The organism is Bacillus cereus ATCC 14579 (assembly GCF_000007825.1).
Classification (GTDB): Bacteria; Bacillota; Bacilli; order Bacillales; family Bacillaceae_G; genus Bacillus_A; species Bacillus_A cereus.
In genome coordinates, this window is the sequence record NC_004722.1 from 4,599,689 (window position 1) to 4,622,815 (window position 23,127).

Genomic DNA, 23,127 nt, shown 5'->3' on the forward strand with positions numbered 1-23,127 from the left:
GCTTAGCACCGTCTTTTCCCTTTTGAATACAATTCAATCGAAAAAAGATGCTCTAGGGGCGTAATTCGCGATCATCTATGTGCTGATTTTCACCGACCATCAGCTCTCTAAAACAGGGAAATGATCACTACTTCTCCCTTTCCACGCTCAATTATTCATATACTTTTCTTTATACCATCATTTATATAGGCATGTCAAATAGAGGTCAGGTTTCCCTTCTTGTCAATCCTTTACAACGTCGCAAGAAGTAATTTATTAGACATATAAAAGCCTCCCTCATCTATTCTTTTATAACTGTATACAGACGAGGAAGGCACTTCGTTCAAATATTATTTTAGTTTTTTTATAATCTTTGCAGGATTCCCGCCAACTACTACATTATTAGGCACATCTTTCGTTACGACAGCACCAGATGCGATTACCGCATTGTCTCCAATTGTTACACCTGGATTAATAATTGCTCTTCCGCCAATCCATACGTTATCGCCAATTGTAACTGGTTTTCCGTATTCTGATCCGCTTATACGCTCTACCGGATCAAGTGGGTGCGTTGCTGTATAAATGTGAACACCTGGAGCTAACATACAGTTCACTCCGATTGTTACCGGGCATACGTCTAAAATCGTACAGTCAAAGTTCGCGTAAAAATTTTCACCGACATGAATGTTATAGCCGTAATCACATCTAAAAGAAGATTCAAGATGAATATTATCTCCTGTCGTTCCGAATAATTCTTTTACGATTTCGCTACGCTCTTTCAATTGCTCTTCTGGCGTATCATTTAATTTTCTCGTTAATATACGTGCTTGCTCTCTTTCTTGTACTAAAACTGGATCAGCCGGTATGTACATTTCTCCTAGTATCATCTTTTCCTTTTCTGTTTTCATCATACTATCCCCTTTAACTTATATATACAAGTTCATGATATCATAAAAAAGAAAGGCCTGAACATTTTTCGTTCAGACCTTTCCCTCTTAATCTTCCATCGTTGATAAGTCACCTGTTGGTAAATTCAGCTCCCACGCTTTTAATACGCGGCGCATAATTTTACCACTTCTCGTTTTCGGTAATTTATCTCTAAATTCAATTTGTCGTGGCGCTGCATGAGCTGCTAGGCCTTTCTTTACAAATTGACGAATTTCTTCTTTTAATTCATCAGATGGTTCGTATCCTGCTCGAAGTGCGATAAATGCTTTAATAATTTCGCCGCGCACCGGATCAGGAATACCAATTACACCAGCTTCTGCAACAGCAGCATGCTCGATTAATTTACTTTCTACTTCAAACGGACCAACGCGCTCACCTGACGTCATAATTACATCGTCAATACGTCCTTGGAACCAGAAGTATCCATCTTCATCCATATAAGCAGAGTCACCTGATACGTACCAATCTCCCGGCATGAAATAAGATTCATATTTTTGCTGGTTATTCCAGATCCCGCGCATCATAGATGGCCAACCTTTCGCAATTGCTAAGTTACCCATTGTGTAAGGAGGCACTTCATTTCCTTCATTATCAACAATCGCTGCTTTCACACCTGGAATTGGTTTACCCATTGAACCTGGACGGATTTCCATACAAGGGTAGTTACAAATTACTTGTCCACCTGTTTCTGTCATCCACCACGTATCATGAATACGAAGTCCAAATGCATTCATACCCCAGCGAATTACTTCTGGATTTAACGGCTCACCAACGCTTAATACGTGACGAACTTGTGATAAGTCATATTTTTTAATTGCGTCTTGTCCAGCTCCCATTAACATACGGAATGCTGTTGGTGCGCTGTACCAAACCGTCACACCGTAATCTTGCAGTGCTTCATACCAAGCTTCTGGACTAAAGCGTCCACCTAAAATAACATTTGACGCTCCAACTAACCACGGTGCGAAAATACCGTAAGCTGTTCCAGTTACCCAGCCCGGGTCAGCAGTACACCAATATACATCGTCTTCTTTTAAATCTAATACCCACTTCGCCGTTTGATAGTGCTGAACCATTGCGTTTTGCGCATGAAGCACACCTTTTGGCTTACCAGTAGAACCAGACGTGTAATGTAGAATCAAACCGTCTTCACGGCCTAACCATTCAATATGTAATTCTTTTGAAGCTTGTTCAAATAACGGATTGAACGCTACCGTTTTACCGCCTTCTTCTACATTATCTCCAACAAGGAAAACTGTTTTTAAAGCCGGTAAATCATTTAATGGTACGCGCTCTAATAATTCAGGCGTTGTAATTAACACCTTTGCTTCGCTATCTTCTAAGCGATCGCGAACTGCGCCTTCCATAAATGCTTCAAATAGCGGTCCAACAATTGCTCCTAATTTCACTGCACCTAAAAGTGCGAAATATAACTCTGGAGAACGTGGCATAAAAATAAAAACGCGATCGCCTTTTTCTACATCGCCATAATTCTTAAGGACGTTTCCTGCTTTATTAGAAAAATCCTTCATTTCCTTAAATGTATATTTCTCTTTTCGCGATCCATCTTGATAATAAAGAGCTACTTTATTCTTTCGATCGGATTTCGCATGCTTATCAATTGCCTCATACGCCATATTTACTCGGCCTGTTTCATTCCAAGTAAAGTTTTTATTAACCTCTTCCCAGTTAAAATTCGCGTATGCCTCATCATAATTCGGCAAATTATTTTCTCCTTTAATGACAGGAAGCGTTTCTACTTTCATACTTTACATCCCCCTCCTATGTATTCTATTATCTATTATAATGACATTATTTAAAATTTTCAGTATATTTGTTGATTTTTAGACAAATTTTTAATGACAAATTTCGATTCACATCGCATATATTATAAAGTACGATATTAATAGATTCACAAACCCTCAAGGTGGTGAGCAATACATTGATTCATAAAAAAATATATAATGCTAGAAACTTAAAAACAGCGAAAGGCACTTTAATTATTGAAGGTCCTGTCTCTACACATAACTTAGAAATGTATGAGTTTCATCCAGACTTAATTGCGTTTCGTCCTGCCGAGCAACAATATAAAGCAATTGTCGAAATTTCTAAATTACCAGAAGCTCGTCTCATTATTGCTAGACATGACCAAACAATTGTTGGATATGTTACATACTTGTATCCTGATCCACTTGAACGATGGTCAGAAGGAAAAATGGAAAACTTAATTGAGCTTGGGGCAATTGAAGTAGTCCCAGCCTTCCGCGGGAGTTCTGTCGGAAAGAACTTACTAGAGGTTTCTATGATGGACGATTATATGGAAGATTACATTATATTGACGACTGAATATTATTGGCACTGGGATTTGAAACAAACAGGATTGAATGTGTGGGAATACCGAAAAGTAATGGAGAAGATGATGAATGCTGGCGGGTTACAATGGATGGCTACAGACGATCCTGAAATTTGTTCACATCCTGCCAACTGTTTAATGGTCCGCATCGGTAAACGCGTTGATACGGATTCTATTCAAGCTTTTGATCGTCTACGTTTTCACAATCGTTTTATGTATTAATAAAGGGGGCAACTGGAATGATTGTAGAAGAAATTATGAATCAAAATGTAGTTACATTACATCCAAACGATACAATCGAAACAGCAATCCGAACGATACGCACGAAAGGCATTCGGCACATTCCAATTGTCGATCAAAATAATCACGTCGTAGGCATTATTTCTGATCGGGATGTAAGAGATGCAAGTCCGTCTATTCTAGATGAACAAGTTTCACTCGATATGCTACAGCAACCGCTCGAACTTATTATGAAACATCCTGTTATGACTTGCCATCCTCTCGATTTCGTTGAGGAAATTGCTACTTTATTTTTTGAAAATAAAATTGGCTGTCTTCCTGTTACAAAGGCCGGGAAGTTAGTTGGAATCATTTCTGAATCTACAGTATTACACACGTTAGTAAAATTAACAGGAGCACATCAACCAAGTTCGCAAATTGAAATTCAAGTAAAAAACGAACCTGGTATTCTTGGAAAAGTCGTTGCTATTTTTAGTGATTTACAAATAAATATCGTGAGCGTTCTCGTCTATCCAGCAAAAGATGAGAATGATAAAGTACTCGTTTTCCGCATTCAAACGATGAATCCTCTAAAAGTGATTGATGCACTTGAAGCAGAAGGCTACCGCGTATTATGGCCAAACATCATGGGGATGCAGGCATGAGTAGCGCGTTTATTTATTCGGATGACTTCCGGGGCTATTCATTTAGCCCTGATCATCCTTTTAACCAACTGCGCGTCACACTTACGTATGATTTATTACAAAAGGGCGGTTTCATCTCTCCCTCTCAAATCATCTCACCACGGACGGCTACAGATGAAGAAATCGCCTACGTTCATACAGAGGAGTACATAAATGCGGTAAAACGTGCTGGAGAAGGAAAGTTAGAAAAATCAATTGCAATGTCCTATGGACTCGGAACAGAAGATACACCGATGTTCCCAAATATGCACGAAGCAAGCGCATTGCTCGTTGGTGGTACATTAACAGCTGTCGATGCTGTTCTTTCTGGGAAAGTAAAGCACGCACTTAATTTGGGCGGCGGCTTACATCACGGCTTTCGCGGCAAAGCATCTGGCTTTTGTATTTATAACGACAGTTCTATCGCAATGAAATATATTCAAAAGAAATACGGTTTACGCGTCTTATATATTGATACAGATGCTCATCACGGTGATGGCGTACAGTGGTCGTTTTATGATGACCCTAACGTATGCACAATTTCATTACATGAAACTGGTCGCTATTTATTTCCTGGAACTGGCGCTGTAAATGAACGCGGACAAGGTAATGGCTATAGTTATTCTTTTAACGTTCCACTCGATGCTTTTACAGAAGATGAATCGTTCTTAAAATCATATCGAACTGTTGTAAAAGAAGTTGCAGCGTACTTTAAACCGGATATTATTTTAACGCAAAATGGTGCTGACGCACATTATTATGACCCACTTACACATCTTTGTGCGACAATGAATATTTACCGTGAAATACCGAAGCTCGCTCGTGAAATTGCAAATGAATATTGCGACGGTCGCTGGATCGCTGTCGGTGGCGGTGGCTATGATCACTGGCGCGTCGTTCCAAGAGCTTGGGCACTCATTTGGCTCGAAATGAACAACATCCAAAACATCTCAGGTTATCTCCCTCCAGAATGGATTGAAGCTTGGAAAGGACAAGCAGAAACAGAACTTCCCCTCACATGGGAAGATCCAGACAACATGTATAAACCTATCCCCCGTAAACCAGAAATTGAAGAAAAAAACGCATTAACTGTAGCGAAATCCCTTGAAATTATTCGGAATAATATGACAAAATCTTTGTACTAAACGAAAAGGAGGCTCGTTTTTGAATAGCCTCCTTTTATTTATTGTCGGTTTCTGTCGGTAAGTCGATATATTTTAATAATCGCTGATATATTTCGAAATGCGCCGATATATTTTCATTTCATAACAGCCTGGCCCAACTTTTATGAGAAAAGGTAGTGATATTATGTGGAAACGACAAATGATCCACACGAAACGTGGTACATTTGAACTCTTTACAAAAGGAGATGGCGAATCGCTTTGTATTACACATCACTATTCACAATTTAATGAAACTGGTGATTACTTTGCGGATGTTTTTACTGCTACGCATCGTGTATTTCTCATTAATTTACGAGACGCTGGTAACTCGTTAAAAGCCAATTCAGAAAAAGAATTAAGCATGATTGAAACAATCCACGACTTGGAAGCCATACGAGAAGCATTACAACTTCCAACATGGCATTTCGCTGGCCATTCAACAGGTGGTATGCTTGGACTTTTATATGCAATTACATATCCACATTCCTTACAATCATTAGTCGTAGCAGGAGCTGCAGCAAGTAACTATACCGAAACACCATTCTGCATTTATCACCCAGCACATCCACAGTTTCATTATATGCAAAAACTCATCGAAAACTTAAAAAGCCCTCACCTTACAAATGAAGAACGGAAAGAACTATCTACTAAGAGAACAAAATTATCATTGTATAAACCAGAAAACTACAACTCTTATTTTTGTAAACCAATCAATAAAACAATGTCCATTAGCCGGATGAATGCTTTCGCCAATGAATATCCTTCATTTGATTTAAGAGAGAATTTACCTTCCATCCAAACAAAGACACTTATTATATGCGGAAGATATGATGTACAGTGCCCAATTCAATATTCTATCGAGATACATGATGGGATACGTAATTCTATCTTCATTCCATTCGAAAACAGCAACCATTATCCTTTTTTAGAAGAAGCTGCTCAGTTTACTTCTACTACTCAAACATTTTATAAATCGTTATTACCATTATTATCAATAAAAACTAAACACTGACAAAAAGCTCATAGCCTCTATACGACTATGAGCTTTTTTCAAATGAAATATTTCACACTAAAAACAACTAAAAAAACAAAAGAAATAACAACTAAACCCACATCAAGTAATACCGACTTTTTATCTCTATCTTTTAAACTTACCTTAGAGCTAGAAATGCTTTTAATTACCCAAAAGATCGCAAAAAAGAACCAACCGAAATGATCATTCGTAGAATCTTCATCATAAAACATTTGTATTGCACCAATAATCAATAAGATAAGTACGATATTAGTTCCAATCTTTAAAGTCTTATTTGATTTATTATCTTTTAATATATCCCCCAACATATAGCTCGCTCCCTATGCTCTCCTCTGTTTTGTTTCTCTTTACATTTTAACACAAATTACCTATTTCTTCCTTTTCATTCGAATAACATACAAAAAACCTGCCAATTACTCGGCAGGTATATTACACGTTAAAACGATAACCAGCTCCCCATACCGTTTCAATATATTGCGGGTGAGCTGGATCTCTTTCAATTTTTTCACGTAGCTTTCTAATATGAACGACAACAGTTGCTAAATCACCAGCAGAGTCTAATCCCCAAATGCGTTCAAATAGCTGTTCTTTATTTAATACTTGATTTGGGTTTGTGACAAAGAATGTTAATAAATCAAATTCCTTCGTTGTAAATGCCACTTCTTCATTGTTTATAAAAACTTTCCTCGCTCGTTGATCGATAGAAATTCCGTGAATATATAACGTATCGCGTTGCTTACTTACATTTCCTAATAATCTTTCATAACGAGAAATATGTGCTTTTACTCTTGCGACTAATTCACTCGGGCTAAACGGCTTCGTTATATAATCATCCGCTCCTAATCCGAGTCCGCGAATTTTATCTATATCTTCTTTTTTTGCTGAAACAAGTAGAATCGGAATATCTTTTACAGCACGTATTTGTTTACAAATTTCGAATCCGTTCATTTTCGGAAGCATAATATCTAAAATAATTAAATCATAGTCTTCTTGCAGGGCTATTTGTAAACCTGTTTCTCCTGAATGCTCTACATCAACTTGGAAATCATTAATTTCTAAATAATCTCGCTGTAATTCTGCAATACTTACTTCATCTTCTATTAATAAAATTCTTTTCAATTTACTCACCACATTCCTCTACTTTTTCCAATGAGAAGAAAATGCTTGTGCCTTTACCAAGCTCGCTTTCCGCCCAAATTTCCCCGCCATGTTCTTCAACAATTTGCTTCGCTATTGCTAAACCAAGTCCACTTCCACCTGTGCTAGAATTCCGCGATTGTTCTGCACGATAAAAACGTTCAAAGATATAAGGTAGCGTATCAGATTCTATACCTGATCCATTGTCCATCACTTTCACAATAACTTTATTATTATTACTCGATACTGTTACAGTAATTTTCTTCTCTTCTTTATCCATGTATTTCACACTATTATGAATTAAATTTGATATAACTCTATTTATCTTTTCGCAATCAGCCGTTACATATAGTGGTGATGTATGTAATTGCAAGTTAACTTCTATACCTTCTTTACTTAAATCCATTTGCATCTCTTCGATTAACTCTTGCATAAACGTATTCAATTCAACCGTTTCAAACTGAAAGGGAACTCGATTCAAATCGAGCTTTGAGAATAAAAATAATTCATCAATAAGTGTATCCATATGTCTTGCTTTCGTATGGATAGTTGTTAAATACTTATCCATTTTTTCTGGCGTATTTGCTACTCCGTCCTTTATTCCTTCTACATATCCGATAATTGATGTAATCGGTGTTTTTAAATCATGAGAGATGTTTGAAATAAGCTCTTTTCGATTTTCTTCATACTGCGTTTGCATCTCTATCGATTCTTTTAATCTCTTCCTCATTTCCTCAAATCCTTGATTTAATTGCCCTATTTCATCGTGTGATGTAACTGGTATTTGAAAATCTAAATTTCCTTCTTTAATTTTCTCCGTTGCGCCTTTCAATACAAAAATTGGTTTTATTACACTTCTTGAAACGAGGTAACTTAATAATCCAATGAGTAAAATGGCTAGTAGTAAGAGCGCTACGAATAAGATTGGAAATAATTTTTGTGTAAGATCTACAAATGAACTTTGCTTTTTTAATACAAATATACTTCCCTCTTCTTCCTGAGGAAAATAAAAATCAAACTTTACATATCGATAAAATGTATCGCCTAGTTCCGTTGTACCACGACTATTAATATTTGCTGATTCAAATTTCGGAAGGGTTTCTTTTAAAGATACACTTTCAAATACGTTTGAAGCATATGAAAGTGTTTCTCCTTTTCTTACTACTATTTTCACACCCTCTTTTTCTATTGCTGAGACAAACGACTCATCTAACAATTGAGATTGATGCTGTTTAGCTGCTGACTTCAACTCAAGATAGGCATTCTCTTCTTCTGGTGTAAGCGGCTTTTGAATGTAAGAACTTTTATAGAAATTTTTCACTGCTTCCAAGTCACCTGTTATCGAAAAAACGATTAAAAATCCCGCGACTAATATAAGCGTAATGGAAACGAGGATAACAGCAATATAAGAAAATAAAAACCTTGTTTTAATAGACATATCTTAAATCCTCACTTTATCAAACCTTATTATTTATAAGCATAAAAATATATGTTCAATTACTCAAGCGATTTTATAGTAATTTTAGCGTCAGTTTATAAAAATTTAATGTTCCTATTTTACAGTTGAAATTAGGAGGTTGAAATTCCATGTTCAAAAAAACATTCAGTATGATATGTTGCGTAATTTTTTTACAAGGATGCTCGCAAGAACAAGAAGTAAAAAAGGAGATGGCAAACATGGAGACTGCACTACTAGCAGCTACTGAAAAAAATGAAACGAATACTGTTATATCTTTACTAAAACAAGGCGCAAATATAAATGCGACGGATAGTCAAGGACGCACTCCGCTTATGATTGCTACATACAAAAATGATGTAAAAACCGCAAAGGCGCTTATCAAAGCCGGTGCTGACGTAAATATTCAAGATGACATGAAAAATAATCCCTTTCTATACGCCGGTGCGGAAGGTTACTTAGACATTTTAAAACTAACAATTGATGCTGGTGCAGATCCTACGATTACAAATCGTTACGGCGGAACAGCTCTTATCCCAGCTTCAGAACATGGCTATATTGACGTCATAAAAGAACTCCTCACTCGAACAAATATTGATGTAAATCATGTAAATAACCTGGGATGGACAGCTTTAATGGAAGCCATCGTACTAAGTAACGGAAACGAAACACAGCAACAAGTCATTCGCCTTCTTATTGAGCACGGCGGAGATGTAAACATTCCAGACAATGATGGTGTTACCCCGCTAGAGCATGCTCGCGCTCATCACTTTGAGGAGATAGAGAAGATTTTGTTAGAAGGCCGTAAGTAAAAAGCTAATTTTTGCCTTCCTCCCCCACCCTATGCTACATTTAAGCCGTTACATTAATATTAATAGGGTGGGAATAAACATGAACAAACCTAAAATTGGGATGATTGGACTTGGAAGTATTGCGCAAAAGGCCTATCTTCCAACACTTACAAAAGAAACTGATTGGAATTTTGTAGGGGCGTTTACACCTAACGCAGAGAAAAGAAAACAAGTTTGCCAGCAATACCGAATTCAAGACTTTCATTCTATTGAAATGTTAGCTTCGGAATGCGATGCAATCTTCGTTCATAGTTCAACTGCATCGCATTATGAAATCGTTTCTGAACTTCTAAAAAAAGGGATCGACGTTTATGTTGATAAACCGCTCGCAGCTACAGTGGAACAAGCTGAGCAACTAGTCGAGTTAAGCGAGAAGTATAACCGAAAATTAATGGTCGGATTTAATCGCAGATTCGTTCCTATGTATGTCGCTGCCAAAGAACAGGCTAATGATATTTCATGGATTCGAATTGAAAAGCATCGTACAAATAAAGTCGGGCCATATACGTACGACTTCACTATGTTAGATGATTATTTACACATTGTAGATACCGCTCGCTGGTTAGCTAATGATGACCTTAACGCCGTTCACAATATGATGCAAATCAATGAAAAGAATGAACTTCTTTACGGACATCATACATATACAACTCCAAGTGGACTGTTACTTTCTACTGCAATGCATCGCCATGCCGGTACAAATTTAGAACAAATTGAACTTGTAACGCCAGGGAAAATCATTCGCGTAAAAAATATGAATACATTTGAAATTGAACAGGAAAACTCAGTTTCACAAAGTGGTTCCCCATCATGGGATACGACGTTAAAACAACGTGGTTTTGAAGATGCTGTTCATCATTTTATTAAGTGTGTACAAGGCGATACAAAGCCTGTTGTAGATGGATTAGAAGGATTAAAAACGCAGCAAATGCTACAATCTTTACTAGATGATGTAAACAAAAATTAAAACGGATACATTTTTCAGAATTTACTTTCATTCCCATTCCCTCTTTATTTCTCTCGTAAATTTCTATAGAATATGTTGATAGGAATTATAAATTTCATAATGAATCGTGGAAAGGATGGGATTAACACATGTGGAACGAGTTTAAAAAATTCGCTTTCAAAGGGAATGTCGTTGATTTAGCTGTCGGGGTTGTAATCGGTGCTGCATTCGGTAAAATCGTTAGTTCTTTAGTAAAAGATATCATCACACCATTACTTGGTATGGTATTAGGTGGCGTTGACTTTACAAGTTTACACTTTGGATACGGTAAATCTGCTGTTATGTATGGTAACTTCATCCAAACAATTTTTGACTTCTTAATTATCGCAGCTTCTATCTTTATGTTTGTTAAAGTTTTCAACAAACTAACATCTAAAAAAGAAGAAGAAAAAGAGGAAGAAATTCCAGAACCAACAAAAGAAGAAGAACTTCTTGGCGAAATTCGCGACTTACTAAAACAGCAAAACTCTTCTAAAGATAGAGCATAATTGAACGGATAAAAAGGCATGTCCCCTCAAGACATGCCTTTTCTATATGCTATAACGTTTCCGAATTCATATGAATAAATAAAATAATACCAGCAACCATAAGTACCATAATGCTACCTGCAAATAGTGTAATACCAATAAACATTAAACTTGTGCTCATATCTACTGATACACTTTCAATAAAAATAGAAATTACATACGTGATAAGGGCAATTCCTGCAAGAATACTTCCTGGAACAAATCGCTTTAAACCATTTTGTTTTAACGTCATATATGCAAAAATAGCAGTCATACAAAGCGTAATTATCCAAAGAACGATCATCTCTTTTCCCCCCTCACAAGCCTTTTCTTTCTATTATACATGACATTGCCCTATAATAGTTAAATTTGCACTTATGTGACATATAACAAGGAATAGCCCCATCTATAGCGAAGGCATTATAACATACACTTATACAATAAGGAGGCTTTCATTTGGAATATACTACTACATATAAATTAGAGCTATCCGAACGATTCGATTATGTTACGATTGACTTAGACAAACAGTTTTTTTACATCGAAGTTGTAAATTTACAAAGTAATATAACTGTACTAAAAATATCAATTAACTTGCAAAAAGACGAAATGGTAAATGCAGTCGTACAAAAATACTATCCTGAATACGAATAAAAGCTCACAGCAATCGCTGTGAGCTTTTTTATACTTACTTCGTTGAATCTCTAAATTGGATACGGTGAGGTAAGATAACAGTGTGATCTTCCACTTTTTCTTTGTTCATATACTTTGTTAATAGACGCATTGCTACTGCACCGATATCATACATCGGTTGAACAACTGTTGAAAGCTGCGGACGAACCATTAATGCAAGGCGTGTATTATCGAAACCAAGTACTTCTACGTCAGTTGGTACGTTTAATCCAGCGTCTTGTGCTGCATGGATTACACCTAGTGCCATTTCATCAGAAGATACGAAGATTGCTGTTGGCTTTTCATCATTGCTCCAAAGCTTTTCGAATGCTTCGATACCTGAGTCATATGTGTAATCTCCATCGATTACAAGATTTTCATCATATGAAATACCTGCTTCTTCTAAAGCTTTTTTATAACCTTGTAACTTCTTCGCGCTTCCCGCTTTATCAATGAAAGGACCAGAGACGAAACCGATACGTTTATGTCCTTGCTCGATAAAGTGCTTCATTGCATCATAAGCTGCTTGTGTATAATCAATATTTACTGATGGCGTTTCATTTTGCTCATCAAATGATGCTGCTAATACAATTGGTACTGGAGATTTTTTAAATTCTTCAATGTGAATGTCTGTAATATCTTCACCCATGAAAACAATTCCGTCCACTTGTTTTCCAAGCATCGTATTTAATAAATGGAACTCTTTCTCTTTGTTTTGGTCAGAGTTACTTAAAATGATGTTATATTTGTACATTGTTGCGATATCTTCAATTCCACGAGCTAGTTCTGCATAAAACGTATTTGAGATATCAGGAATAATAACACCTACTGTAGTTGTCTTCTTACTTGCTAGTCCACGTGCTACCGCATTTGGGCGGTATCCTAAACGATCAATTGCTTCTAATACTTTCTTTCTTGTTGTAGGCTTTACATTTGGGTTACCGTTCACAACGCGTGATACGGTAGCCATTGAAACGTTCGCTTCACGCGCTACATCATATATTGTTACGTTCATCTCATCGCACACTCCTTCTATTTTTGTTATCTATTTTTATGTATCGGTTACTTGAATGAAAAAAAGACATCAACTCTATTTGCAGATGCCACCAATCGTCCCGAGTTCTTCCTTTTACTAATGATACGATAAAAACGCAGGCTCATACAATATTTTCCCGCAAAAGTTTCGAAAAAATTCGCTTCTTTTCTCGTATTTTCGTATTTTTTATGAAAAAAGGGCATTTTTTGTAAAAAAATAGATGTTTCCTTAGTAGAAATCTTATTTTAAGCAGTACGATAGTAAATGAAATTTATATCGGCGATTTTTCGAATATATCGACTGTAACTCGAAATATATCAGCGATTTTCCAAATATATCGACCGCAACTCTAATTATATCAGCGATTTTTTAAATATATCAACTTACCAACAAAAATCGACAATGACAGTCGCTATACAATAGGAGAAAGCTGTTCCAAAATGCCTTTTTGGAACAGCTCATTAAAAGTTTTTATAATTTACTTCCAAATGATTTTAATTCATTCATAAAATCATTGAACTGCGGTATATTCATTTGTTGCGCTGCATCAGATAAAGCTACAGCTGGATCGGGATGTACTTCAGCCATAATTGCGTCTGCACCAATTGCCATCGCTGCTTTTGCAGTTGGTAAGAGAAGGTCACGTCGCCCTGTAGAATGCGTTACATCGACAACGACAGGTAAATGTGTTTCTTTCTTTAAAATCGGCACAGCGGAAATATCAAGCGTATTACGCGTCGCTCTTTCATACGTGCGAATACCTCGTTCACATAAAATAATGTTCCCATTTCCCTTTGCCATAATATATTCTGCCGCATTAATGAATTCTTCAATCGTTGCTGATAGACCACGTTTTAATAATACTGGTTTATTCACAGCACCAGCTGCCCTTAGCAAATCAAAGTTTTGCATATTGCGAGCGCCAATTTGAATAACATCAACGTAATCTAATGACATCTCAATATCATTCGGATTTAAAATTTCACTAATAACAGCCAAATCATATTCATCTGCTACCTGGCGCAAAATTTGTAATCCCTCTAATCCAAGACCTTGAAAATCATACGGTGAAGTACGTGGTTTAAACGCACCACCACGCATTAATTTCAGACCTTGCCCTTTCATTGCTTCAGCAACTTGACGTACTTGTTCATAACTTTCCACTGCACACGGTCCCATAATAAAATGCTGATTTCCGTCACCAATTTTTTCACCATTAATTTCAACAATCGTATCTTCTGTTTTTTTCTTACGAGAAACAAGTAATGCTTTACGATGATCGTCTTCTTGTAATTCTAAACCAGCTTGAAAAATTTGTTTGAAAATATGTTGTAAAGTCGAAGTTTCAAATGGACCATTATTATTCTCTGCAATTAAATCCAGCATATTTCTTTCACGTACAGGATCAAAACGTTTCACACCTTGTACTTCTTTTAAATTACCAACTTCTTGTACGAGACGACCTCTTTCGTTTAGTAACTCTAATATTTGTAAATTAAGTTGATCAATTTCAGAACGTAAACGACCTAATTGTTGTGATGCCATAAGAAAGCCACCTCTTTCAAATTCCTATATGTTACTTTTTTAAGATAATTTATTATAGCTGATACATATACGATTGTCACACGATATACAGCAAGGAATTACTATCAAAAAACATTATATATTTTCATTTAAAATAAAAAAAAGACAGTTTACATACTGTCTTTTTTTACAAGAAGGAAACAAACGGTTTATCACTGTTTTTCTCTTTTATAATAACGGCCTCAATTTTACTCTCGGACTTGATCTGTAATTGTACTTTCGCATCTTTAGGCAATTTGTCTAACATGCCTTGAGCAGCCAATTGGGTAAGAGCCATTAATTCTGTTTTACCGTTATATTTAATAACAATATTCATATTTAATGTATCCATTTGATCTTTCTTATAAGAAACTTTAGCGTTGACTGGAATAAAATCTCCATTAGAAAAACCTTTTATTTCCTTAGCAAAGTTATTTATTTTTGTATTATCTTCTCCATGTGCTTGTGTAAATTCATCAGAAGGATATGAATACGACTTTTCATCGATCGTACTCCAATTTCCAAGGTTCGTATCATTCTTTTGAACAGTAGCACTAGCAATATACGTACCATTTTTTAAAGAACTTGTACTTTCTTGCTTAAAGATAGCAAACGTAATTGGAGATTTGTTATATTTATCATTTTTGTTAATAGCTTCAATAAGTTGTTTAGCAACTTCAGTCCCTTTAGACATAGCCTCTTCATTCGATACACTTGAAGACATAGCTAAGCCAATCATCACACCAGATAAACTTAATTCATTTGAATTCTGTTTTCCGAAATAATCTTGTTCTATAATATTTGTCAAAACTGGCGCTTCTACTTTCGCAACTAGTTCATCAATTAGTTTCTCTGGAATATACTGGTTTAATTGCAGTACGTGACTCTCTGTATCAAATTGCTGCGTTGCAATATTTATTAAACCATTTTCATACTCTGCTAAATCTAATTTAGAATTTGTTTTTATATTAGCTGTATTAATAACCTTTTGTTCTTTTAAAGGAATAACAGTTCTATAATAATCTTTAGAAACAGCAGTTCTCGGAATCATACTTTTTTCTTTTGTATCTTTTTGTATAACTTCATCCTTCTTACTAATCGTATTACTATTGTTACTACAAGCTCCCAGTAATAAACTTACGACTGCGAAGGATAATGCCATTTTCTTCATTACTTAAAACCTACTTTCAACAATCTAGTTATTTAGTTTGAACTATTAATAGTGTACCACTAAATATATTTCAACAAAAACAAAAAAAAGAAGCAAGCACCTTTAGCTTGCTTCTTTTTACTTTATATTCTCTTCTAAAGCATCTTTTTTAATATTCCAATGAGATGTATTCCATACTACCATCCCATCTTTTATGTATAACACTTGCGGTGATTCATGTCTAATACTGTATTGTTCTGCAACACGATTTGACACATCTCTCGCATCTTGTACGTATAAGTAATACGCTGGTACTTCTCTTTCTTCGCTGCAATACGCTTGAAATTCTGTGTATGCACCGTGACTAATTGGGCATGTCGTACTGTGTTTAAAAAGAACATACGGCTCGTTCTTTTCTACTAAGACTTCAAGCTCTTCAATTGTTTCAAGTTTTGTCATATTCATCACGATTCACCTCTCATACGAAATCTAGAGCGTTTCTCTTTCTTTTCAGCTTTTTTCTCAATTCTTTCTAATTTACGCTCTTCTTTTTCAACCTTCTTCTCTTGTCTCGACGCACGGTAATGATTGTATACTTCAATCGCCGCACTGCTCCACTGTACAACTTGCGCTACTTTATCAGCGTTATTTTCAATTTCGTCCGTTACAGAGTCTGATACATTACGAAGCTTCGTATTTAAAGATTGGATTGTCGTTCCAATCCCATCTACACCCGCTACCACTTTATTTAATGACTGTGACTTCTGTTGAATATCATCAGCTAACGCATTCGTTTTATGTAATAATTGCTCTGTCTCTACGCTAATTCCTTGCATTTGTTTTTCTAAACCTTCTAACGTGCTTGCAACGTTTTCTAACGTCTTCTGAACCGATAACAACGTTCTACATACATACACTACTAATACTGCGAAAGCAACCGCGATAATAGCCGCACTTACATATAAAAGAACTTGCATTTCATCACTTCCTTTATCTTTTTCATACTTTCCCCTATTATACAATCATTTTCCGTTTCATTCTAATCCCTATCTCATCATTAGAATTTTCATACTTATTCGTTAACTGTAACATAAATCATTCAACAAATTCCACTAAGTAGGTTACAATAGGAGAGGATACATAATTAGTAGGGAGGCTTTACATATGAAAGATCCACGTATTGAAAAGTTAGCATACAATTTAATTAACTACTCTATCCGCTTACAAAAAGGTGAAAAAGTATTAATTGAAAACTTTGGCTTACAAAAAGAACTTGTAACTGCACTTGTAAAAGAAGCATATGCAGCTGGTGGTTTCCCATTCGTCTCTTTAAAAGATCATCAAGTAGATCGCTCTTTATTAATGGGTGCTACTGAAGAACATTTCGAACAAATCGCTGCATATGAAGCAAGCGTAATGAAAGACATGGACGCTTATATCGGCCTTCGCTCTGGCGATAATATTAATGAACAAGCTGACGTTCCAAGTGAGCGTATGAAAGTTCATGGCCAAACAGTTGGTAAAAAAGTTCATAGAGACATTCGCGTTCCAAAAACACGCTGGGTTGTTCTTCGCTACCCAAATGCTTCTATGGCACAGCTTGCTAAAATGAGTACAGAAGCTTTCGAAGACTTCTACTTTGAAGTATGTAACTTAGACTACGGTAAAATGGATAAGGCGATGGACAGCCTTGTTACATTAATGAATAAAACAGATAAAGTTCGTTTAACTGGTCCTGGAACTGACTTAACATTCTCTATTAAAGACATTCCAGCAATTAAATGCTCCGGTCATTTAAACATTCCAGACGGTGAAGTATACTCTGCACCAGTTCGTGATTCTGTTAACGGTACAGTTTCTTACAACACACCATCTCCTTACAACGGTTATACATTTGAAAATGTACAACTTAAGTTCGAGAACGGCCAAATCGTTGAAGCAACTGCAAACGATTCAGAACGCATTAACAAAATCTTCGATACAGACGAAGGCGCACGCTACGTTGGTGAGTTCGCAATCGGCGTAAACCCATACATCTTACATCCAATGGGAGACATCCTATTCGATGAAAAAATCGATGGCAGCTTCCACTTCACTCCTGGACAAGCTTACGACGATGCATGGAACGGTAACAACTCGAACATCCATTGGGACTTAGTATGTATCCAACGCCCTGAATACGGCGGCGGCGAAATTTACTTTGACGACGTACTAATCCGTAAAGACGGGCGCTTCGTTGTACCTGAATTAGAAGCTTTAAACCCAGAGAACTTAAAATAATAAAAAAAACGCTCGGGATTTTTCCGAGCGTTTTTTTTATTAATACTTTAATAACTCTTTCGCCACATCTTCTGGCACTTTAAAACTCATTTTCTTATTTTTCATTTCAACTTCGACATAAGGGACATCTTTATATACTGTCATCGTACCAATTTCATGTAACTCTTTTTTATCTTTACTCGAATCCAATAATTTCGGTGTATCCTCTTGATACATTGTAAATGTTTTCCCTTGCGGAGTATCTAAAGGAGCCGATTGCATTTTCCACTTATCCATTTTCATGACTTCAAACAGCTTTTCAATTTTTTTCTTATCGGTAATTACTTTTTTCTCACTTGAATCAGTAAGTGATTCAATTTCAACTTTTTGTGCCTTTTCTAAGTTCATATCAGCCTTTTCCTTCTTCGCACTACACCCTATTAAAAGAAAGGATGCAGTTAACAGAAGTAAAAATAACATAAGGGCTTTTTTCATTTCTAATCCCCCTAACTACATAGTGCTACTTTTCTCACTTTTTGTTTGCTGAAAATGAAAATAATATAAAAGTGCCACTGCAATAGTACTTATTAATATTGGTATATATAAGGGCAAATCCCATTTCATATATACTCTAGTGCAAATAGCAAGCACCAGTAATATTTCTAAGCAAAACAAAGCTTTTACATATTTCATTTCTTACCCACCATTTCTATTTTCACATGTGGATTTTCTTTTTCGATAAGCGCCAAAAATTCATTCATATCTTGCGGCATCGCAACCATATGTACTTTATATGCATTCGTCGTAATTTCAAGAGACTTTCCGACCTGACGTATAATTCTCACATCTTTTAATACAATATCATCATTTAAAATACCGTACTTTAATACGCCATTTTCTACTTTATGTTTTTTAATAAATACTTCCCAAACGAGTGGTACATTTACAATGAAGCATAAACCCATCCCAATCAACGCTGACATCCAATGCGCTTTATTAGTGAAAAGCATGACAATTGGATATATAAACATAAAAACTAACGTAAGGCAAACGAAAATGACTACTGACTTACTTCTTTGAATTGGAAAGTTCATACCTACACCCCCTAATCCAAATTATACCACTATTTCCATTTTAGTTCATAGAAAAAGGCCATTTCTAAATGACCTTTTACACAATGTACCTATAAAATTTCTTATCTACCTGTAGCACCGGAAAGTTTTTCGGCAACTCGTCTATACTCACACTTTGAAAACCATTCTTTTCATAAAAGCGATGCGCCGCTAAAAATTTCACTGTCGTTCCTAAGTAAATATCTTTCAGCTTTTTATTCTCAGCCCATGAAATTGCTGTTTGGAGCAACTTATGTGATGCACCCCACTCTTTTCCGCGAAATTCTTTTTTTACGAACATTTTTCTTAACGCTACTTGATGATTCCCAATATCTAATAAAGCTACTGTTCCAACTACTTTACCATCATAATTTGCTACCCAAAAGTTTCCATGATTCCTTTGATAAAATGTTTCTATTTCAAGCAGGTCTGGCTGCTCTTCTTTCGTAATGGGGACATTGTACTCTTTTTGCTGAATATGAACGATAAGATTTACTACTTCGTCTTGAAATTTACTTTCATACGGAACAATATGAATCTTCTCGTTCATCGAATCTCCTTCCACTCTGAAGCTAATAAACTATATACAGCGATATCGTGGAAGTGATCGTATAGCCATTCTTCATCTCTTAAAACACCGTCTAACTTAAATCCTAAACGTTCTGGGATCGCGCGGCTTTTCACATTTTCAACACCGCATCTAATTTCCATTTTATTTAATTTTAAATTCTCAAATGCATAGTGAAGTACAGCCTTTACGCTACGCGTCATAATGCCTTTCCCGCCAGCATCTTCTGCCAGATAATATCCAAGGCTCGCCACTTTCTTCCCCCAGCTCACTGGATGAATGCCTACCATCCCAACAAGCTTCCCTTTATAACGTATGCCACTTTCAAAACCGTCTCCCTCTGCAAACTTCTTTAACCACATCGGACAAATCTCATCATAAGCATCAGCAGATTTCGTCCCATCTACCCAAGGAAGCCATCTTCTTAAATGGTTACGGTTTTGATTTATTAATTGATATAGTTCCTCTTTATGATGTTTTTCTAGTAATTGTAGTTCGATTTCGTCATCTACTCGGAGTGTGAACATATTTTTTAGTCCCCTTTTTAGTTTTCTTATTATTCTAACATTTATATTTCAAAACGCGTACCAATATATCAACGATTTTTGAAACATATCGAACACAACTCCATATATATCGACGTTTCAACATTAATGCACAACCACGACAACATAAAAAAGACGCACAGCCAAGCTATGCGTCTTTTCTATTATTTCTCTGCAACTTGAACTTCTTTTACGTAAGCCGCTTCGAATTTTTGGATGTCACCTGCGCCCATGAAAATTAGAACGCCGTTTTTATGTTTCTTTAATACATCCGTTGTTGTATCTGTAATTAATTCTGCACCGTCAATACGCTTTTGCAGATCTTCGATTGTTAATTCACCTTTGTTTTCACGTGCTGATCCGAAAATATCACATAAGTATACTTGGTCAGCTTTGCTTAGGCTTTCTGCGAACTCATCTAAGAACTTTTCTGTACGTGAGAATGTATGTGGCTGGAATACAGCGACAATTTCACGCTCTGGATGTTTTTGACGAGCAGCTTCAATCGTTGCATTAATCTCTGTCGGATGGTGTGCGTAGTCATCGATGATTACTTGCTCTCCCATCGGCTTTTCATTAAAGCGACGTTTTACGCCTTCAAAAGTTGTTAATTGATGTTTTACTGCTTCTACATCAACATTTTCATAATGGCAAAGCGCGATTACTGCTAACGCATTTAATACGCTGTGATTGCCGTATCCTGTAATTTTGAACGTATCATAGTACGTGTTACGAACGAATACATCAAATATCGTACCATCTGTTCTCTTTTGAATGTTGCGTGCTTGGAAATCATTATCTTCTCCAAATCCATAGAAAATAACAGGTACTTTCGCTTGAATTTTTTGAAGTTCTTCATCATCTCCACATGCAATAATGCCTTTTTTCACTTGCAATGCCATCTCTTGGAATGCACTGAATACATCATTGATGTCTGCAAAATAATCTGGATGATCAAAATCAATATTCGTCATAATTGCATAGTCTGGATTATAAGACAAGAAATGACGACGATACTCACAAGCTTCAAATACAAAATACTTACTATTTTCTACCCCATGCCCTGTTCCATCTCCAATAAGGTAAGATGTTGGGTGTGCACCTTGCATTACATGGGCTAACAAACCTGTTGTTGATGTTTTTCCGTGTGCACCAGTTACAGCAACACTTGTGTATTGGCTCATCAGGTCACCTAAGAAATGATGGTAACGATGGACTGGGATGTTTAATTCTTTTGCTGCTACGATTTCTTCATGCGTATCAGGAAATGCATTTCCTGCAATAATCACTTGTCCTTCTTCTACATTATTCTTATCAAAAGGAAGGATCGAGATACTACGCTTTTCCAACGCTGTTTGTGTAAAGAAACGCTTTTCATAATCAGACCCTTGAACAGTATGCTTCATATCATGAAGAATTTGCGCTAATGAACTCATTCCTGTTCCTTTAATTCCTACAAAATGGTAAACTGTCATCTTAAAGAACCTCCAACATTTCGAACTAATACAACGGCCTATCTATAAGACAGTATATGAATCTTTTCTTATTTTGGTAATCATCATACATTTTTGATGTAGTGAAGTTATTCTTTCCCTTCACTTATCAGGATAAACTCATACGTACTTAATTATATGTCCATAATAAGTCCATTATAGCAAAAAAGAAGCCGCTATACTATGATAACAGAAAAACTGATAGGGTCAATCACCTATCAGACTTTCTCTCTCTTTCACATCTCTTCTCTTTTTTCTAATTGAACACGCTCTAAACGTGGGTTTGGACGATATTTACGACCAGCTTTTGCTTCTGGTTTCCCATTTAGTTCTACATTATCACCAGTAAAGCCAATATTCATTTTTAATAAGCTACTTCCTACCCCGTATATGTCAACAGGTACGTTTTGAGCTTCAAATTCACGAATACGCTTCTCATCAAATCCACCAGTTACAACGATGTCTACATGCTGGAATCCTTCTTCATCAAGTGCTTTACGAAGTGCGAATACAAGCGATGGGTTTACACCACGTGGATCGAATGTTCCAAGTACTTCTGGGTGGCGAATAAAGTATTGATCAATCATCGTGCGGGACGTATCTACACGTACACCTTTTAATGTTGATCCAAATTCACGCGCTACGCGAAGTGCATCTGTAATGACATCATTGTTGTAATCAATTAATACAACTAATTCATCTTCTGGGAATTTCTTATGATATGCTTTTGCCGCTTCCACAACATCACCATTAAACATTTGAATTAATGCGTGAGGCATCGTCCCCATACCACTTTTGCCCCACCATTCATTCATCGCATGCGTCGCTTGTGCGCTCATACCTCCGATGTATGCTGCATAACCGTCACCAGCTTGTTGTGTATAATGATCATCACGATCTCCCATGAAAATAACTGGTTTTTCTTTATCTACGCTACGCGCAGCTTGGACAACGTTATATACGTTTGTCGCAACCGATGTACGACGAGCTAAAATCCCATCAATGACACCTTCTAAAAATCCGAAATTTTCATAAGGACCATGAATTGTTAACACTGTTTCAAATGGACTAATTTTATCGCCATCTTTTAAAGAGTTAATTTCAAGTTCCTCAGGATTTTTAGCGAATGTTTGTAGCAATGCAATTACTTCATCCGTTCCGCAAAGAACTGCATTTTCCTTTTGGAAAAATTGCATCGTTACAACACTTTTCGGGCGAAATTCTTCGATGATTTCTCTAGTCTTTAAAAAGTAAACGGCAGAGAACCAACCTTCTCCAACACGTTCGTCAAATTTAAATGTTTTATTTGTTAGTCTATTTATTTCACCTTTTAATTTTAATTCAATTTCTTTCATGTCGCTTTACTCCCTACTTTACTATCCAACATTTTCTCTT

The 23,127-nt window shown here is 36.2% G+C and carries 27 protein-coding genes and 1 other annotated feature (1 of these 28 running past the window's edge); of the genes, 9 read left to right on the forward strand and 18 right to left on the reverse strand.

The window, feature by feature from the left end:
• Positions 1-153: a binding site (T-box leader), on the reverse strand; it reaches 77 nt to the left of the window's first position.
• Positions 154-329: 176 nt separating this feature from the next.
• Together BC_RS23255 and acsA are read right to left on the reverse strand one after the other, a co-directional pair.
• A complete protein-coding gene (locus tag BC_RS23255) occupies positions 330-890 on the reverse strand; it encodes a maltose acetyltransferase domain-containing protein (RefSeq protein WP_002026426.1) in 561 nt (186 codons plus the stop codon).
• An 84-nt stretch (positions 891-974) separates the two neighbouring features.
• On the reverse strand, positions 975-2,693 hold the full coding sequence (gene acsA, locus BC_RS23260) for an acetate--CoA ligase (protein ID WP_000862049.1): 1,719 nt from the start codon (positions 2,691-2,693) through the stop codon (positions 975-977).
• Positions 2,694-2,869: 176 nt separating this feature from the next.
• Between acsA and acuA the strand changes: the two genes are divergently transcribed.
• From acuA to BC_RS23280, 4 genes are all read left to right on the forward strand, one after another.
• Complete coding sequence (gene acuA, locus BC_RS23265; protein WP_000581388.1) at positions 2,870-3,502, forward strand: acetoin utilization protein acetyltransferase AcuA; 633 nt, start codon at positions 2,870-2,872, stop codon at positions 3,500-3,502.
• Positions 3,503-3,519: 17 nt separating this feature from the next.
• On the forward strand, positions 3,520-4,164 hold the full coding sequence (locus BC_RS23270) for an acetoin utilization AcuB family protein (RefSeq protein ID WP_000634583.1): 645 nt from the start codon (positions 3,520-3,522) through the stop codon (positions 4,162-4,164).
• A complete protein-coding gene (acuC, locus tag BC_RS23275) occupies positions 4,161-5,327 on the forward strand; it encodes an acetoin utilization protein AcuC (protein ID WP_000092830.1) in 1,167 nt (388 codons plus the stop codon). The genes BC_RS23270 and acuC overlap by 4 nt, the downstream gene beginning before the upstream one ends.
• A 142-nt stretch (positions 5,328-5,469) precedes the next feature.
• Positions 5,470-6,357 carry an alpha/beta fold hydrolase gene (locus BC_RS23280; protein ID WP_002041890.1) on the forward strand — a complete coding sequence of 296 codons (888 nt, stop codon included), beginning with the start codon at positions 5,470-5,472 and terminating at the stop codon, positions 6,355-6,357.
• A 38-nt stretch (positions 6,358-6,395) separates the two neighbouring features.
• Here the strand turns inward: BC_RS23280 and BC_RS23285 are convergent, their stop codons facing one another.
• The 3 genes from BC_RS23285 to BC_RS23295 form a co-directional block, all read right to left on the reverse strand.
• On the reverse strand, positions 6,396-6,686 hold the full coding sequence (locus tag BC_RS23285) for a hypothetical protein (protein ID WP_000900162.1): 291 nt from the start codon (positions 6,684-6,686) through the stop codon (positions 6,396-6,398).
• 121 nt (positions 6,687-6,807) lie between these two features.
• On the reverse strand, positions 6,808-7,497 hold the full coding sequence (locus tag BC_RS23290) for a response regulator transcription factor (RefSeq protein ID WP_002195828.1): 690 nt from the start codon (positions 7,495-7,497) through the stop codon (positions 6,808-6,810).
• A gap of 1 nt (position 7,498) precedes the next feature.
• The gene (locus BC_RS23295; protein WP_000023877.1) at positions 7,499-8,953 is read right to left on the reverse strand and encodes a sensor histidine kinase; all 1,455 of its coding nucleotides are present in this window, start codon (positions 8,951-8,953) and stop codon (positions 7,499-7,501) included.
• A 149-nt stretch (positions 8,954-9,102) separates the two neighbouring features.
• On the opposite strand from BC_RS23295, the gene BC_RS23300 reads away from it, so the two are divergent.
• The 3 genes from BC_RS23300 (at position 9,103) to mscL (ending at position 11,316) form a co-directional block, all read left to right on the forward strand.
• Complete coding sequence (locus BC_RS23300) at positions 9,103-9,783, forward strand: ankyrin repeat domain-containing protein (protein ID WP_000474106.1); 681 nt, start codon at positions 9,103-9,105, stop codon at positions 9,781-9,783.
• A 79-nt stretch (positions 9,784-9,862) separates the two neighbouring features.
• Positions 9,863-10,789, forward strand: a complete 927-nt coding sequence (locus BC_RS23305) for a Gfo/Idh/MocA family protein (RefSeq protein ID WP_001039694.1) — start codon at positions 9,863-9,865, stop codon at positions 10,787-10,789.
• 128 nt (positions 10,790-10,917) lie between these two features.
• A complete protein-coding gene (mscL, locus tag BC_RS23310) occupies positions 10,918-11,316 on the forward strand; it encodes a large conductance mechanosensitive channel protein MscL (RefSeq protein WP_000267011.1) in 399 nt (132 codons plus the stop codon).
• A 49-nt stretch (positions 11,317-11,365) separates the two neighbouring features.
• Here the strand turns inward: mscL and BC_RS23315 are convergent, their stop codons facing one another.
• On the reverse strand, positions 11,366-11,638 hold the full coding sequence (locus BC_RS23315) for a DUF3917 domain-containing protein (RefSeq protein WP_000636589.1): 273 nt from the start codon (positions 11,636-11,638) through the stop codon (positions 11,366-11,368).
• A 152-nt stretch (positions 11,639-11,790) separates the two neighbouring features.
• Here BC_RS23315 and BC_RS23320 point away from each other — a divergent pair, with 152 nt between their 5' ends.
• Positions 11,791-11,988 carry a hypothetical protein gene (locus BC_RS23320; protein ID WP_002195827.1) on the forward strand — a complete coding sequence of 66 codons (198 nt, stop codon included), beginning with the start codon at positions 11,791-11,793 and terminating at the stop codon, positions 11,986-11,988.
• A 34-nt stretch (positions 11,989-12,022) separates the two neighbouring features.
• Here BC_RS23320 and ccpA read toward each other — a convergent pair whose 3' ends face one another.
• The 5 genes from ccpA to BC_RS23345 all read right to left on the reverse strand — a co-directional run bounded on the left by ccpA (position 12,023) and on the right by BC_RS23345 (position 16,732).
• Complete coding sequence (gene ccpA, locus BC_RS23325) at positions 12,023-13,021, reverse strand: catabolite control protein A (protein ID WP_001103297.1); 999 nt, start codon at positions 13,019-13,021, stop codon at positions 12,023-12,025.
• Between the two features lie 492 nt (positions 13,022-13,513).
• A complete protein-coding gene (locus BC_RS23330; RefSeq protein ID WP_000168209.1) occupies positions 13,514-14,587 on the reverse strand; it encodes a bifunctional 3-deoxy-7-phosphoheptulonate synthase/chorismate mutase in 1,074 nt (357 codons plus the stop codon).
• Positions 14,588-14,753: 166 nt separating this feature from the next.
• Positions 14,754-15,776: a CamS family sex pheromone protein gene (locus BC_RS23335; RefSeq protein ID WP_000738025.1), complete on the reverse strand. Its 1,023-nt coding sequence runs from the start codon at positions 15,774-15,776 to the stop codon at positions 14,754-14,756.
• Between the two features lie 117 nt (positions 15,777-15,893).
• Positions 15,894-16,220 (reverse strand): bacillithiol system redox-active protein YtxJ, encoded by a 327-nt coding sequence (gene ytxJ / locus BC_RS23340; protein ID WP_001057469.1) that lies wholly within the window; start codon positions 16,218-16,220, stop codon positions 15,894-15,896.
• A complete protein-coding gene (locus tag BC_RS23345; protein ID WP_001197720.1) occupies positions 16,220-16,732 on the reverse strand; it encodes a DUF948 domain-containing protein in 513 nt (170 codons plus the stop codon). The genes ytxJ and BC_RS23345 overlap by 1 nt, the downstream gene beginning before the upstream one ends.
• A 187-nt stretch (positions 16,733-16,919) precedes the next feature.
• Between BC_RS23345 and BC_RS23350 the strand changes: the two genes are divergently transcribed.
• Entirely contained in the window at positions 16,920-18,035 is a 1,116-nt protein-coding gene (locus tag BC_RS23350; protein ID WP_000654729.1) for an aminopeptidase, read from the forward strand.
• Positions 18,036-18,074: 39 nt separating this feature from the next.
• On the opposite strand, the gene BC_RS23355 is transcribed toward BC_RS23350, so the two are convergent.
• The 7 genes from BC_RS23355 to BC_RS23380 form a co-directional block, all read right to left on the reverse strand.
• Positions 18,075-18,509 (reverse strand): hypothetical protein, encoded by a 435-nt coding sequence (locus BC_RS23355; RefSeq protein ID WP_000709855.1) that lies wholly within the window; start codon positions 18,507-18,509, stop codon positions 18,075-18,077.
• A gap of 15 nt (positions 18,510-18,524) precedes the next feature.
• Positions 18,525-18,707 (reverse strand): hypothetical protein, encoded by a 183-nt coding sequence (locus tag BC_RS28115; protein ID WP_000878324.1) that lies wholly within the window; start codon positions 18,705-18,707, stop codon positions 18,525-18,527.
• A complete protein-coding gene (locus BC_RS23360; RefSeq protein WP_001010641.1) occupies positions 18,704-19,108 on the reverse strand; it encodes a PH domain-containing protein in 405 nt (134 codons plus the stop codon). Before BC_RS23360 ends, BC_RS28115 begins: the two co-directional genes overlap by 4 nt.
• A gap of 76 nt (positions 19,109-19,184) precedes the next feature.
• The gene (locus BC_RS23365; protein WP_001003091.1) at positions 19,185-19,676 is read right to left on the reverse strand and encodes a GNAT family N-acetyltransferase; all 492 of its coding nucleotides are present in this window, start codon (positions 19,674-19,676) and stop codon (positions 19,185-19,187) included.
• Positions 19,673-20,221: a GNAT family N-acetyltransferase gene (locus tag BC_RS23370; RefSeq protein WP_000494663.1), complete on the reverse strand. Its 549-nt coding sequence runs from the start codon at positions 20,219-20,221 to the stop codon at positions 19,673-19,675. Before BC_RS23370 ends, BC_RS23365 begins: the two co-directional genes overlap by 4 nt.
• Before the next feature lie 182 nt (positions 20,222-20,403).
• A complete protein-coding gene (murC, locus tag BC_RS23375; protein WP_000219468.1) occupies positions 20,404-21,714 on the reverse strand; it encodes a UDP-N-acetylmuramate--L-alanine ligase in 1,311 nt (436 codons plus the stop codon).
• 254 nt (positions 21,715-21,968) lie between these two features.
• The gene (locus BC_RS23380; RefSeq protein ID WP_000658370.1) at positions 21,969-23,087 is read right to left on the reverse strand and encodes a nicotinate phosphoribosyltransferase; all 1,119 of its coding nucleotides are present in this window, start codon (positions 23,085-23,087) and stop codon (positions 21,969-21,971) included.
• Between the last annotated feature and the right edge of the window lie 40 nt (positions 23,088-23,127).

Bases quoted from the DNA above. Each gene is read 5' to 3' on its own strand.
- BC_RS23255 (WP_002026426.1), bottom strand. From the start codon at position 890: ATGATGAAAACAGAAAAGGAAAAGATGATACTAGGAGAAATGTACATA.
- acsA (WP_000862049.1), bottom strand. From the start codon at position 2,693: ATGAAAGTAGAAACGCTTCCTGTCATTAAAGGAGAAAATAATTTGCCG.
- BC_RS23270 (WP_000634583.1), top strand. From the start codon at position 3,520: ATGATTGTAGAAGAAATTATGAATCAAAATGTAGTTACATTACATCCA.
- acuC (WP_000092830.1), top strand. From the start codon at position 4,161: ATGAGTAGCGCGTTTATTTATTCGGATGACTTCCGGGGCTATTCATTT.
- BC_RS23280 (WP_002041890.1), top strand. From the start codon at position 5,470: ATGAGAAAAGGTAGTGATATTATGTGGAAACGACAAATGATCCACACG.
- BC_RS23285 (WP_000900162.1), bottom strand. From the start codon at position 6,686: ATGTTGGGGGATATATTAAAAGATAATAAATCAAATAAGACTTTAAAG.
- BC_RS23295 (WP_000023877.1), bottom strand. From the start codon at position 8,953: ATGTCTATTAAAACAAGGTTTTTATTTTCTTATATTGCTGTTATCCTC.
- BC_RS23300 (WP_000474106.1), top strand. From the start codon at position 9,103: ATGTTCAAAAAAACATTCAGTATGATATGTTGCGTAATTTTTTTACAA.
- BC_RS23305 (WP_001039694.1), top strand. From the start codon at position 9,863: ATGAACAAACCTAAAATTGGGATGATTGGACTTGGAAGTATTGCGCAA.
- mscL (WP_000267011.1), top strand. From the start codon at position 10,918: ATGTGGAACGAGTTTAAAAAATTCGCTTTCAAAGGGAATGTCGTTGAT.
- BC_RS23315 (WP_000636589.1), bottom strand. From the start codon at position 11,638: ATGATCGTTCTTTGGATAATTACGCTTTGTATGACTGCTATTTTTGCA.
- ccpA (WP_001103297.1), bottom strand. From the start codon at position 13,021: ATGAACGTAACAATATATGATGTAGCGCGTGAAGCGAACGTTTCAATG.
- BC_RS23330 (WP_000168209.1), bottom strand. From the start codon at position 14,587: ATGGCATCACAACAATTAGGTCGTTTACGTTCTGAAATTGATCAACTT.
- BC_RS23335 (WP_000738025.1), bottom strand. From the start codon at position 15,776: ATGAAGAAAATGGCATTATCCTTCGCAGTCGTAAGTTTATTACTGGGA.
- ytxJ (WP_001057469.1), bottom strand. From the start codon at position 16,220: ATGAATATGACAAAACTTGAAACAATTGAAGAGCTTGAAGTCTTAGTA.
- BC_RS23345 (WP_001197720.1), bottom strand. From the start codon at position 16,732: ATGCAAGTTCTTTTATATGTAAGTGCGGCTATTATCGCGGTTGCTTTC.
- BC_RS23350 (WP_000654729.1), top strand. From the start codon at position 16,920: ATGAAAGATCCACGTATTGAAAAGTTAGCATACAATTTAATTAACTAC.
- BC_RS23355 (WP_000709855.1), bottom strand. From the start codon at position 18,509: ATGAAAAAAGCCCTTATGTTATTTTTACTTCTGTTAACTGCATCCTTT.
- BC_RS28115 (WP_000878324.1), bottom strand. From the start codon at position 18,707: ATGAAATATGTAAAAGCTTTGTTTTGCTTAGAAATATTACTGGTGCTT.
- BC_RS23360 (WP_001010641.1), bottom strand. From the start codon at position 19,108: ATGAACTTTCCAATTCAAAGAAGTAAGTCAGTAGTCATTTTCGTTTGC.
- BC_RS23365 (WP_001003091.1), bottom strand. From the start codon at position 19,676: ATGAACGAGAAGATTCATATTGTTCCGTATGAAAGTAAATTTCAAGAC.
- BC_RS23370 (WP_000494663.1), bottom strand. From the start codon at position 20,221: ATGTTCACACTCCGAGTAGATGACGAAATCGAACTACAATTACTAGAA.
- murC (WP_000219468.1), bottom strand. From the start codon at position 21,714: ATGACAGTTTACCATTTTGTAGGAATTAAAGGAACAGGAATGAGTTCA.
- BC_RS23380 (WP_000658370.1), bottom strand. From the start codon at position 23,087: ATGAAAGAAATTGAATTAAAATTAAAAGGTGAAATAAATAGACTAACA.